The organism is Arenimonas sp. (assembly GCF_047602345.1).
In the GTDB taxonomy this organism is placed as follows: domain Bacteria; phylum Pseudomonadota; class Gammaproteobacteria; order Xanthomonadales; family Xanthomonadaceae; genus Arenimonas.
In genome coordinates, this window is sequence record NZ_JASGHN010000010.1 from 387,200 (window position 1) to 400,140 (window position 12,941).

Sequence of the window (12,941 nt, forward strand, 5' to 3'; positions counted from 1 at the left end):
ATGTGGCGACACCGGTGGCTGCGGTTGCGGCGGCAAGAAGTGAGAGAAGGGGCCGAGAGGCCCCTTTCTCTTTGTTGGGCCTTTGCGAGATGCGGTCGCGACTCGCGTCGCTCCTACATAGGCTGAAGCGAGAGGCGGTCGCGACTTGCGTCGCTCCTACAACGCTCCTGCATGGGGTTGAGGCGAAGAGCGGTCGCGGCTTACGCCGCTCCTACATGGGCTGAAGCGAAGAGCGGTCGCGATTGCCATCGCTCCTACAGAGCTCCTACATGGCTACCTGCGATCAGAAGGTGTGGTTCAGCGCCAGGCGAATGCCGCGGCCCGGACGCGAGTAACGATCGACCAGCGGGCTGGTGGCGGCCACGCCGGGCACATCGGACCAGTCCCAGTACTTCTTGTCCCCGAGGTTCAGCAGGGCGAGTTCGAAACGCGTGGTGTCGGCGAGCTTCACCGAGGTCAGCAGGTCGAACACGCCATAACCCGCCGGGGCGAAGGCTTTCGTGCCGAGGCTGTCGAGCGGCGCGACGCGGGTCTTGTGCTTGGCAAAACTGCCGATCAGTTCGGCGCCGAAACGCTCGCCCTGGTAACCGATGCCGAGCACGGCCTTCGGCGGGTCGATGCTGTTGAGCGGCACCTTCGCCGTCTCATCGTCGCCGCGGGCGGTGGATAGCGCGGCGCGTGCGTTCCAGCCGTCCGCACCCCAATGGCCGAGGTCGATATGCGCGCTGAGTTCGGCGCCGCGGATGCGCACCTTGGCGATGTTCTGCGACTGGAAGACCATCAGGCCGCTGTTCGGGTCGATGCCGATGAAGCGCAGGCTCTCGATGAAATCGGAGTAGCGGTTGTCGTACACGGCGAACGCGATCGAACCCCAGTCGCCGCTGGCCTTCGTGCCGATCTCGTACCCGCGGCTCGTTTCCGGGCGCAGGTTCGGGTTCGGAATGGCGGTATAGCCCTGTTGCAGGTTGGTGAAGCCGAGGTTGGCGTCGTTGTACGGCGGCGCGCGGAAACCTTCGGCCGCGCTGGCGTAGATGGACCAGTTCTCGCTGATCTTCCAGGCGGCGGCGAGCTTCGGCGAAAGATGGCTCTTGCTCAGCGAGACCGGCGAGATGCCCGGGTTGTCGCCGGCGAAAATGTTGTCCACGGTCGGCGTGAGGCGGTAGCGATCCCAGCGCAGGGCCGGCGAGATGTGCAGGCGGCCGTCGAAGAAGCGCATTTCGTCCTGCACGAACAGGCCGAGTTCCCGCGTCTTGCTGATCGGGAAATCGCGCACCGGAAAGGTATCGGGGCTGATCGCTTTCGTCACGACGCCGGTGGTCAGGTTGGTGCTCTGGCCGTCGCGCTTCTGCTCGATGTCGGTGTCCTTGTACGACAGGCCGTACGTCAGCGCGTGCTCGCTGCCGCCGCCGGTGAATTCCTTGCGCAGCTGCAGTTCGAGGCCGGTGACGGACTGGTCGAAGGTGAAGATGCGCTCGCGCAGCGCGGGATTGACCTGCACGCCGCCGACGACCGTGGCGCGGTGTTCGCGCGTGTACTGTTCGGTGCGGCTGTTCTGGCGATAGAGCTGCACCTGGTAGGCGTTCGCCCAGCCCCAGCTCAGGTCCTGGCCTTCCATGCCGAGGGAAACACGCTCGCGCTGCTGTTCGTCGTCGGCCAGCAGCGAGTTCGTCATGACGGTCTGGCCGAACACGACCTGCGCACCGCGGCTGCTGAGCACGTCGGTGTCGCTGGCGGTGCGGCTGCCGTCGACGGTGAGGCGCAGGCGATGGCCGTTGCCGCTGTCGCGCACGAGCTTGGCCAGCACGCCGCTGCGGGTGATGTCCTGTGGATTGTTGGCGGTGCGCGAGCGGTCGTTGGCGAAGTTGTCGCCTTGGTTCTCGACTTCGTTGCCCTTGTTCTGGTGGAACTGCAGCATGCCCTGCCAGACCGCGCCGGTTTGCGCGAGCAGGGCGCTGGCGCCGAGGCTGCCGTCGTCCTGCACGCTGTGCGCGCCGAGGCGGAGGGCCCAGTCGCGGCCGGTGAGGCGGGTGATCGCATCGGGGTCGAGCGTGCGGAAGCTGACGACGCCGCCGAGCGCATCGGAACCGTAGAGCGCGCTGGCCGAACCGCGCAGCAGTTCGACGCGTTCGATCAGGTCGGGATCGATGAAATCGCGGCCGGCGCTGGAGAAGCTGCCGATCGAGAAGCTGTCGGAAATATCGGCGCCGTCCACCTGCAACTGCACGCGGTTGCCGCCGAGGCCGCGAATGCGCACATCGCCGATGCCGAAGCGCCCATAGGCCTGGCTGACCGAGACGCCGGCTTCGTAGCGGAACAGGTCTTTCAAGGTGCGCGATTGTTCGCGGTCCAGACGTTCGCGATCGATCACCGAGACGGTGGCCGGCACATCGACGGCTTCGTGCTCGCTGCGCGTGGCGACGACGGTGACGGTGCCGATGGTCGGCGCGTCCTTCTTCTCGGCGGGCGTGGTGTCTTCGGCGAGCGCCGGGAACGACAGCAGGGCGAGGGCGATGGCGGAAACAAGGCGTGACGGATGCATGAGGGCTCTTCGGCGCATAGCGCGTGCTAAGGCCGGCAGAGCTTGCGTCGGGCGATTCGTGGCGAATCCCCGCGCTGGCAGCCGGATCGGTTGTTGGAGTGGGTTACTTGACGAGGATCAGCTTGTCGTTGCGTGTGTGGCAGAGGCGATAACGCTGGTCGCCGTGCTGGATCCACAGTTCCTTGCGCCCCTGGAACAGCTGCACGCTCGACACGCTCTGCGGATTCGGGCTCTGCGCATTCACGGACCGACGCGCCTCGGCCGGCGAGGCGGCGGGTTTCAGCGTCAGGGTGGGCAGGTCGGCCATGGTTTCAAATGATAATGATTATCATTGGCCTGTCAACAGGGGCGAAAACAAGGGGTTTTTCGAGCGGGGTTCGTCTCCTGTTTCCGGCACCGGCCGGGCGCCCGGGTGCGACGTTGACCCCCGGCGAGCCGCCGCCGGATCATGCGTGCATGTCGAAGCGCAACCCGAAGGAAGGGCGTGAGCACATTCCAGGACCTGATCGCCCAGTCGCGCGAGTTCGCGCTGGAGCTGGAGCGATGCGTCGCGTTGCCGATCCACGACGACAGCGAGCGTTTCCGCATCAGCCACGTGCTGTGCTCGCTCGCGTTCGAGCATGGACATGCCGCGCGCCTGCTCGCCGCCGGCGGTTTCCTGCCCTCCGCCCTGGCCGTGCATCGCACGCAGTTCGAGACCCTGCTGCGTTCGATGTGGGTGCTGTATGCGGCGAACGACAATCACCTGGCCAAGCTCGGCGCCGATCTGAACGAAGATTCGGAGCAGGCCGCCCGTGGCATTCCACTGGCGATGGACATGATGAACGAGCTGGCGAAGAAGGCGCCGCCGAACGCCTACAAGCCGATCGACGATTTCAAGAAAGGCGGTTGGGCGTTGCTGAACTCGTACGTGCATGCCGGCATCCATCCGATCAAACGGCATCGCGAGGGATATCCGATCGGCCTGCTCGAAAGCGTAGTGCGAAACATCAACGGCCTCACTGTCGTCACGGCGATGCAGGCGGCCGTGCTGGCCGGCGAAATCGGCCGCCAACGAGACGTGCTCGCCATCGGCGAGCGTTATGCGTTCTGTTTGGTCAAGCCGTAGCCCGGGTTGATCGTGTAGCCCGGGTTGAGTGCCGAAGGCACGATACCCGGGACCGCACTGGCCATCATCCGCCCGTCGCGGCGCGATAACGCGGCGGAAGTGTTGCGAGCAGCGGGAAATACCGGATCCAGGGACCGGCTTCCTTCAACACGCGTTGCACCGACGGGCGCTCCAGCAGGCGATCGAAGTATGCGCCGAGCGCCGGATAGTCGCGCTCGAACGGGACGATGGCCGCGGCATAGAACAGCGCCGGTTCCGCCGCGCAATCGGCGAGGCTGAAGTCGGAGCCTGCCAGCCAGCGGCGATCCGCAAGATGCCGGTCGAGTACGCCGTAGGACACGGCGAGTTTTGCCTGCACTTCCGCGAATACCTTGGCTTCCTGCACGGCATCGCCGGCGATGCGCGACGCTACCGCGCGTTGCAAAGGCAGCATCACGTGGAAATCGCTGAAACGGTCCCAGAGCCGCGCATCGAGCCGTGCATCGGGATCGGAAGGCAGCATCGCGCGCTCGCCCGGATAAAAGCGATCGAGGTATTCAATGATGATCGTGGTCTCCGGCACGGTCTTGCCGCGCGCCGTGTCCTGCAACACCGGCATTTGGCCGGGCGGCCACATCGCAAGATGCGAAGCGCGCGATTCCGGATCGCCGGGATTGAACAGCCGGAATTCGAAAGGCGTGCCGGCTTCGTACAGCGCGATCAATACCTTGTGGCAGAACGAAGACAACGGATGGGCATGCAGGACCAGGGACATCGCGACCGCGCCTGTGGATTCGGTGCGCTCACTGTAGCCCGGGTTGAGGCCGCAGGCCGATACCCGGGGAATCTTTCGCGAGTGTTCCCGGGTATCGGCCTGCGGCCTCAACCCGGGCTACGAATCACGACCCCGGGTCAGGAGCTTACGCCGCTTCCTTCGCCACGCGCGGACGCGAGGATTTGCGCTGGGCGACGCGTTCGATGCCGGCGGCGGCGGCTTCGGCTGCGGCTGCGGCCTGCGTCAGATGCTGGCAACGCTTGGTGTCTTCGCAGAGCACCTGCATGTAGTCGGTGTCGAAGTTCAGGCGCTCGACGAGGAAGTCGACGAAGGCGCGCACCTTCGGCGATTGCACCATGCCGCGCGGGAACACGGCATTGAGATCGTACGAGGGGCCTTTCCAGCCGGCGAGCACGCGCTGCACCAGTCCCTGTTCGGCATAGGCGCGCAGCAGGACATCGGCCGTCAGCATCAGGCCTTCGCCGCAGAGCAGGGCGCCGCGCAGCGGTGTCGGATCGTTGGCGATGAATACCGGCGAGACCGCGAAGTCTTCCGTGCGCTTGCCGTCCGACAAGGTCCAGTGATGGCTGTGGTCCGTTCCGGCCTTGCGCATGCCGAGCGCGCGATGGTGTTGCAGGTCTTCCGGATGCAGCGGCTCGCCGTAGCGTTCGATGTACGAAGGGCTGGCATAGACGTTCGTGTGGAAGACGGAAAGCTTGCGCGCGACGAGGTTGGAATCGGGCAGGTTGCCGACGCGCAGCGCGACGTCGATTTCCTTTTCGATCAGGTCCAGCGGCTCGTTGTCGAGCACCATCTCGACGCGCACTTCCGGATGGCGCGCATGGAACTCGCCGAGCAGCGGCGCGATGAAGGTCGTGCCGAGCGAGTAGGGCGCGGTGACGCGCAACCAGCCGCGCGGACCGCTCTGCAACTGGCCGACGGCGCTTTCGGCTTCGTCGAGTTCGCGCGCGATGCGTTGGCAGTGTTCAAAGTACACGTTGCCCGCTTCGGTGAGCCCGAGCTTGCGCGTGGTGCGGTGGAGCAGCTGCGCGCCGAGGCGCGTTTCGAGTTCCTGCACCTTGCGGCTGACGGTGGTCTTGGGCAGGCGCAGGGATTTTGCGGCACTGATGAAACTGCCGGTTTCGACCACCTTCACGAAGACGAGGGTGTCGTTGAGATCGCGGGTCATTGTGCATCCCCTGGATAGGGTCGGGTCAGCGATTGGCCCGATCACGGGACAATTATTCCCTGAATTGCCGGCTAATCAAGCGGCCTTCGCGCGACTAGATTGGCCACCTGTTCCAGATGGGAGCCTTCCATGTCCCCGCTTCGACTCATACCGCTGGTCTTCCTGCCCCTGATGATTGGCGCGCTTTCGGCCTTGCCGGATGTGCCCGATCAGGCCGCTCGCCCAGCAACGACGCAGGTTTCGCCGGCCCAGCCGGCCCGCCTGGTCGCCGTCCAGCCCGGCCCGCGCAGCGCGCACGCCGGCGCACCGTCCCAGGCCGCTGAGGGCCAGATCGTCCCATTCGTGGGAAGTAATGTCCCGGAGATGGGACGATGAAATCCCCCGTCGTTGTCCTGGATGCCGCCCGAGGCGCTGGCCGCGGGGTCGTGGAGGCCGCGCTGGACGAGGGTCGCGCCGTCATCGCGGTCTCTCTCGATCCGACCGAACTGCGAGGCCTGCACAAGCGCTACCCGGGCGCGGATCTGAACATCGTCGCCGGATCCATCGCCGACGAAGCCAGTGCCGCGGCGCTGGCCTCGGCGTTGCGCGAACTCGAACGTCCGATCGCCGGCGTCGTCATCTGCACCTGCAGTGAGCCGGTACCGGGCCGCGTGCTCGACCATTCCACCGACGAGCTCAAGCGCCGCTTCGAAGGCGACCTGTTTCCGCAGCTCGCCGCCGCCCGTCATCTGATTCCGCTGCTGGCCGAGTCCGGCCGCAATGGCGGTTACGTCGTCATCGGCAGCCCCGGTAGCGAGAACCCGTGGGCCGGTTACGGCCACCGTTCCATCGCGGCATCGGCGATCAGCATGCTCGTGCGCGTATTGCACGAGGAAGCGCGGCAGATCGGCGTACGCGTGCAACTGCTCGGCGTCCTGCGCCCGGTGCGCACGGCCGAGAACGATGCGCTGGCCTGCGAAGGCTGGCCGAGCGCGACGGCCATCGGCGAACAGGCGCTCTCCCTGATCGACCAGAGCGATGCGCGCCGCGCCGCGATGGCGGTCGTTCCCTTCAATCCCGACGCGCCGCGCCGTCCGAAATCGGCCGCGCGTTTCGAACCGCAGGAACCGGCGCTGCTGGCGCAGATGGTCGCGCCCAAGCCGCAGGCCAAAGCACAGTTTGCGGATAGCGGCCCGCCTATCGAAGGCCAACGCTATCTCGACCAGGCCTGGTCATTGCTCGAACCCCTTTTCTCCCATCAACGCAACGAGGCGAAGCAGAAATGAAAACCAACATCAGCCAACTGTATCTGCGTACCGCGACTCCGCTGCTGGCGCTGTCGCTGGCCATCGCCTCGGGCATCCTGCTCGGCGGTTGCGGCACCCAGGCCGCCGAGCAACAGGCCGGCGGTCCGCCGCCGGCGCAGGTCAGCGTCGCCAACGCGATCGAACGCAATGTGCGCCAATGGGACGACTACACCGGTCGCGTCGCCGCCGTCGAAAGCGTCGAACTGCGTCCGCGCGTCAGTGGCTACATCGAACGCGTCGCATTCGAGGAAGGCCAGGAAGTGCGCAAGGGCGACCTGCTCTTCGTGATCGACCCGCGCCCCTACCAGGCGCAGCTGGCGCAGGCGCAGGCCCAGCTCGAGCGCGCACGCAGCGAAGCCAAACTGGCGCAAACGCAGGGCGCCCGCGCCCAGGCGCTGATCGAAGCCAAGGCCATCTCGCGCGAAGACTTCGAGTCGCGCATCGCCGCCAGCGCGTCCGGCGATGCCGGCGTGCGCGCGGCCGAAGCCGCCGTCGCGGCGGCCCGACTGAACCTGCAGTTCACTGAAGTTCGCGCGCCGATCTCCGGTCGCGCGGGTCGCGCCCTGGTGACGGTCGGCAATCTCGCGCAGGCCGACGGCACCTTGTTGACGACGCTGATGTCGCTCGACCCGGTGCACGTCTACTTCGAGAGCGACGAGCAGGCCTACCTGCGTTACAACGCACTCGCCCGCGAAGGCGAACGCGACGCCGACCGCAATCCGGTGCGGGTGGGCCTGGCCAACGAGACCGGCTATCCGCACGAAGGCTATGTCGATTTCGTCGACAACCAGGTGGACCCGAACACCGGTACCATCCGCGCCCGCGCCGTGCTGGCCAATCCCGATCGCGTGTTCACGCCGGGCCTGTTCGCCCGCGTGCAACTCGAAGGCAGCGCCGAGTTCAAGGCCGTGCTGATCGACGACAAGGCCGTGCTGACCGATCAGGATCGCAAGTACGTTTACGTCGTCGGCCCGGACCACACGGCGCAGCGCCGCGACGTGACGCTCGGCCGCGAAGTCGAGGGCCTGCGCGTGGTCAGCCATGGCCTCAGCGCGAAGGACCGCATCGTCGTCGATGGCGTGCAGAAGGTCTTCTTCCCCGGCATGCCGGTGAAGGAAACCGTCGTCGCGATGGGCGGGTCGCCGGCGCCGGACAAGAAGGCGGTCGCGTCGCGCTAAGCCAAGGGTTTCGTTGCGTCGTCGGTCGGAAGCGCCCTCCCCCTCGCTTACCCCGCCGCCCGGCGACGCAACGAGCTGTATCCGATGTTTCTCCCGCCGCGTCCGCGCGGCGCAAGGTTTCTGCGGCCCCGAGCCGCCCAGGATCGAGTCATGGACTTCTCAAAATTCTTCATCGATCGCCCGATCTTCGCCGCGGTGCTGTCGATCGTGATCTTCGCCGCCGGCCTGATCTCGATCCCGCTGCTGCCGATCAGCGAATATCCCGAAGTGGTGCCGCCGTCGGTCGTCGTGCGCACCGTGTATCCGGGCGCCAATCCGAAAGTGATCGCCGAAACGGTGGCGACGCCGCTGGAGGAAGCGATCAACGGCGTCGAGGACATGATGTATTTCAAGTCCGTCGCCGGTTCGGACGGCGTGCTGCAGATGACCGTCACCTTCAAGCCGGGCACCGACGCCGACGATGCCGCCGTGCGCGTGCAGAACCGCGTCAGCCAGGCGCTGGCGCGCCTGCCCGAGGACGTGCGCCGGCAAGGCGTCACGACGCAGAAGCAATCGCCTGTCTTCCTGATGGTGGTGCATCTGGTTTCGCCGGACGGCAAGTACGACACCTTGTACCTACGCAACTACATGCGCCTGCACGTCAAGGATGAGCTGTCGCGCATTCCCGGCGTCGGCGATGCGCAGCAGTTCGGCGGCGGCGACTATGCGATGCGCCTGTGGCTGGATCCGGACAAGATCGCCGCCCGCGGCCTGACCGCCGGCGATGTGCTTCGCGCGATCCGCGAGCAGAACGTGCAGGTCTCGGCCGGTCAGCTCGGCGCCGAACCGATGCCGAACGACAGTGACTTCCTGACCCTGATCAATGCCAAGGGCCGGCTCGAATCGACCGAGGAATTCGGCAATATCGTGCTCAAGAGCGGTTCCGATGGCGAAATCGTCCGTCTCGCCGACGTGGCGCGCATCGAACTCGCCGCCGGCGACTACACGTTGCGCTCGCGCCTGGACGGCATGAATGCGGCCGCGATCGGCGTGTTCCAGGCGCCGGGCGCGAATGCATTGGCGATCCGCGACCAGGTCGTCGAACGCATGGACGCCATGGCCAAGACCTTCCCGCCGGGCGTGGAATACCGCACGGTGTACGACACGACGATCTTCGTGCGCGATTCGATCAAGGCGGTCGTGACGACGTTGTTCGAGGCCGTGCTGCTGGTCGTGCTGGTGGTGATCCTGTTCCTGCAGACCTGGCGCGCCTCGATCATCCCGCTGATCGCCGTGCCGGTGTCGGTGGTGGGCACCTTCGCCGCGCTCTACCTGCTCGGCTTCTCGATCAACACGCTGACTCTGTTCGGCCTCGTGTTGGCGATCGGCATCGTCGTCGACGACGCGATCGTCGTAGTCGAAAACGTGGAACGCAACATCGAGGAAGGGCTGACGCCGCTGGCGGCCGCTCACCAGGCGATGAAGGAAGTGTCCGGCCCGATCGTCGCGATCGCGCTGGTTCTCTGCGCGGTCTTCGTGCCGATGGCCTTCCTGACCGGCGTGACCGGCCAGTTCTACAAGCAATTCGCCGTGACGATCGCGATTTCGACGGTGATCTCGGCGATCAATTCGCTGACCCTGTCGCCGGCGCTGGCGGCCATGCTGCTCAAGCCGCATGGCGCGGCCAAGGACGCGCCGACGCGCCTGATCGATCGCGCTTTCGGCTGGGTCTTCCGTCCGTTCAACCGCTTCTTCAAGCGCAACTCCGAACGCTACCAGGGCGCCGTGTCGCGCTCGCTCGGCGGTCGCGGCCGCGTGTTCGGCGTGTATGCCGTACTGCTGATCGCGACGGCTTTCGTGTTCAGCTCGGTGCCGCGCGGCTTCATCCCGATCCAGGACAAGCTGTATCTGATCGCCGGCGTGAAGATGCCGGAAGGCGCCTCGATCGAACGCACCGACGCGGCCCTGAAGAAGATCGCCGAAGCGGCGAAGTCGATCGACGGCGTCGCGCATGAGGTCGCGTTCCCGGGCCTGAACCCGCTGCAGTTCACCAACACGCCGAACTCGGGAGTGGTCTTCTTCCCGCTCAAGCCCTTCGACCAGCGCGAGAAGACCGCCAAGCAGATCAACGACGAACTGAACGCGAAGATCAGCGGCATCCAGGAAGGTTTCGCCTTTTCGCTGATGCCGCCGCCGATCCTCGGCTTGGGCAACGGTTCGGGCTATTCGCTGTTCGTCGAAGATCGCGCCAACCTCGGTTACGGCGCGCTGCAGAATGCGGTCGGCGCCTTCCAGGGCGCGGCCTCGCAGACGCCGGGCCTGGGCTTCCCGATTTCGAGCTACCAGGCCAACGTGCCGCAGCTCGATGCCGAAGTCGATCGCGTGAAGGCCAAGGCGCAGGGCGTGCCGCTGACCGAGCTGTTCGACACGCTGCAGACCTACCTCGGTTCGGCCTACGTCAACGACTTCAACATGTTCGGCCGTACCTGGCAGGTGATCGCCCAGGCCGACGGTCCGTTCCGCGACGGCGTCGAGGACATCGCCAAGCTGCGCACGCGCAACGCCAACGGCGAGATGGTGCCGATCGGCAGCATGGTGATGATCAAGCAGACCTATGGGCCCGATCCGGTGATCCGTTTCAACGGTTATCCGGCGGCCGATCTGCTCGGCGAAGCCGATCCGCGCATGATGTCTTCGGCGCAGGCGATGGCCAAGGTCGATGAACTCGCTAAGACGGTGTTGCCGAACGGCATGGGCCACGACTGGAGCGACCTGAGCTATCAGGAAGCCACGCAGGGCAAGGCCGCGCTGGTCGTGTTCCCGCTGGCCGTGTTGCTCGCCTTCCTCGTGCTGGCCGCGTTGTACGAAAGCTGGACGCTGCCGCTGGCGGTGATCCTGATCGTGCCGATGACCCTGCTGTCCGCGCTGGCCGGCGTCTGGCTGACCGGCGGCGACAACAACGTCTTCGTGCAGGTGGGTCTGGTCGTACTGATGGGTCTGGCCTGCAAGAACGCGATCCTGATCGTCGAATTCGCCCGCGAACTCGAACTGCAGGGCAAGGGCATCATCGAGGCGGCGCTGGAAGCCTGCCGCCTGCGCCTGCGTCCGATCGTGATGACGTCGATCGCCTTCATCGCCGGCACGGTGCCGCTGGTGTTCTCGCATGGCGCCGGTGCGGAAGTGCGTTCGGTCACCGGCATCACCGTGTTCGCCGGCATGCTCGGCGTGACGCTGTTCGGCCTGTTCCTGACGCCGGTGTTCTACGTGACCCTGCGCAAGCTATCCGGTCGTCCGCTGGTCTCGCACGCGCCGACCTCGTTGGAGGAAGCCATCCATGCGTAATTCCATGAAGAAATCCCTGCTCGCCGTTGCGCTGACGGTGGCCTTGTTCTCGGGCGTGGGTTTTGCCGCCGAAGCACCGGCGACCTCGTTCGCGGTGCCGTCGCAGTTCGCGACGAACGTTGCCACGACAGGCGCGGTTCAAGCAGAAGCCGAGTTCTGGCGCGGTTTCGGCGACCCGGTCTTGACCGCGTTGGTGGAGACGGCCCTGCACGACAACCACGATCTGCGTATCGCGCTCTCGCGTTACGACAGCGCCAACGCCTTGTTGCGCGGCGCGAAACTCGATCGCCTGCCGACGATCACGGCCGAAGCCCATGCCAGCGAGGCGCTCGCCAGTGCGGACCAGGCGCCGGGTCTGGCACGTGATCAGCGCGATGGCCGCAGCTACGACGTCGGTGCGCGCATGGTCTGGGAGCTGGACTTCTTCGGCCGTGTGCGCAAATCGGTGGACGCACGTCGCGCCGACGCCGACGCGCTGGCCGGCGATCTGCAGGCCCTGCAGGTCGCGATCGTCGCCGAGGTCGTAAGCGACTACGCCAACCTGCGCGGATTGCAGGCGCGATTGCATGTGGCCGAAGAGAACTCAGCCAGCCAGGCCGAGACCCTGCGCCTGGTCGAAGCCGGTTTCGCCGCGGGTCGCGGCACCGAATTCGATACCTCGCGTGCGCGCGCCCAGCTCGCCAGCACCAATGCGCGCATCCCTTCGCTGCAGGCCGATATCGCCGCGACGATGCATCACCTGGCCGTATTGACCGGACGAACACCCGAAGCCTTGTTGGGCGAACTCGCAGCGGCCTCCGCATTGCCGGCGCTGCCGCCGGGTGTCGATGCCCGCACGCCGGGCGAGTTGTTGCGCCGCCGCCCCGATATCGCCGCCGCCGAATCGCGGTTGTTGGCGGCGACCAAGCGCATCGGCGTGGCGAAAGCCGACTTGTTCCCGCGCTTCACGCTGGGTGGCCTGTTCGGCGGCCAGTCGTCCGAGGCCGGCTCGCTCTTCGGGAACAACGGCGAGACGCGACTGGTCGCGCTCGGCATCGACTGGTCCTTCCTCGATTTCGGCAGGGTGCGTGCACGCATCGCTGCGGCCGATGCCCAGGCGCAGGGCGAACTGGCGCGCTACGAGCAAACGGTCCTGCGCGCGCTGGAAGAAACCGAGAACGCGCTCAGCGGCTACGGGCACGCGCGACGCGAAGATGCGCAGTTGGTGCTGGCCGCCGACAACAGCGCGCAGGCCGCGCGCCTGGCGCGCATCCGTTACGAAGCCGGTGCCGCGGACCTGTTCGAAGTGCTGGATGCCGAACGCAGCAATCTGCAGGCGCAGGATGCCGCCGCGCAGGGGCGAACGCGCAGCTTCGTGCGCATGGTGGACCTGTACAAGGCATTGGCGGGCGGCTGGCCCGCCAGCCTGCCGCAAAGAAAGGAAGTCGCGGCGCGTTGAGGAGCGGCTGGCGAAGTCAGCCGCTCCGTTCGGCGATGGAGGGCCGAGCGCGAATCGATCACGAGTGTGATTGATTCGCGAGAGCCGAGCCCGGACACGCGCCGGGCTCGGCGTGGGCTGACAAGTCC

9 protein-coding genes are annotated in these 12,941 nt (G+C 66.3%); 5 read left to right on the forward strand and 4 right to left on the reverse strand.

Annotated features, from left to right (window positions below):
• Positions 1–283 precede the first annotated feature (283 nt).
• Entirely contained in the window at positions 284–2,539 is a 2,256-nt protein-coding gene (locus QM707_RS14630) for a TonB-dependent hemoglobin/transferrin/lactoferrin family receptor (protein ID WP_415002613.1), read from the reverse strand.
• Positions 2,540–2,642: 103 nt separating this feature from the next.
• A complete protein-coding gene (gene hemP / locus QM707_RS14635) occupies positions 2,643–2,846 on the reverse strand; it encodes a hemin uptake protein HemP (protein WP_415002614.1) in 204 nt (67 codons plus the stop codon).
• A 177-nt stretch (positions 2,847–3,023) separates the two neighbouring features.
• Between hemP and QM707_RS14640 the strand changes: the two genes are divergently transcribed.
• Positions 3,024–3,647 carry a DUF6988 family protein gene (locus QM707_RS14640; RefSeq protein WP_415002615.1) on the forward strand — a complete coding sequence of 208 codons (624 nt, stop codon included), beginning with the start codon at positions 3,024–3,026 and terminating at the stop codon, positions 3,645–3,647.
• A 64-nt stretch (positions 3,648–3,711) separates the two neighbouring features.
• Here QM707_RS14640 and QM707_RS14645 read toward each other — a convergent pair whose 3' ends face one another.
• Together QM707_RS14645 and QM707_RS14650 are read right to left on the reverse strand one after the other, a co-directional pair.
• Positions 3,712–4,401: a glutathione S-transferase family protein gene (locus QM707_RS14645; RefSeq protein WP_415002616.1), complete on the reverse strand. Its 690-nt coding sequence runs from the start codon at positions 4,399–4,401 to the stop codon at positions 3,712–3,714.
• Positions 4,402–4,546: 145 nt separating this feature from the next.
• On the reverse strand, positions 4,547–5,590 hold the full coding sequence (locus QM707_RS14650; protein WP_415002617.1) for a LysR substrate-binding domain-containing protein: 1,044 nt from the start codon (positions 5,588–5,590) through the stop codon (positions 4,547–4,549).
• 371 nt (positions 5,591–5,961) lie between these two features.
• On the opposite strand from QM707_RS14650, the gene QM707_RS14655 reads away from it, so the two are divergent.
• The 4 genes from QM707_RS14655 to QM707_RS14670 all read left to right on the forward strand — a co-directional run bounded on the left by QM707_RS14655 (position 5,962) and on the right by QM707_RS14670 (position 12,813).
• On the forward strand, positions 5,962–6,855 hold the full coding sequence (locus tag QM707_RS14655; RefSeq protein ID WP_415002618.1) for an SDR family oxidoreductase: 894 nt from the start codon (positions 5,962–5,964) through the stop codon (positions 6,853–6,855).
• Positions 6,852–8,054, forward strand: coding sequence for an efflux RND transporter periplasmic adaptor subunit (locus tag QM707_RS14660; protein ID WP_415002619.1), 1,203 nt, complete (start codon positions 6,852–6,854; stop codon positions 8,052–8,054). The genes QM707_RS14655 and QM707_RS14660 overlap by 4 nt, the downstream gene beginning before the upstream one ends.
• Before the next feature lie 150 nt (positions 8,055–8,204).
• A complete protein-coding gene (locus tag QM707_RS14665; RefSeq protein ID WP_415002620.1) occupies positions 8,205–11,375 on the forward strand; it encodes an efflux RND transporter permease subunit in 3,171 nt (1,056 codons plus the stop codon).
• Positions 11,368–12,813 carry an efflux transporter outer membrane subunit gene (locus tag QM707_RS14670; protein ID WP_415002621.1) on the forward strand — a complete coding sequence of 482 codons (1,446 nt, stop codon included), beginning with the start codon at positions 11,368–11,370 and terminating at the stop codon, positions 12,811–12,813. Before QM707_RS14665 ends, QM707_RS14670 begins: the two co-directional genes overlap by 8 nt.
• Positions 12,814–12,941: the final 128 nt, after the last annotated feature.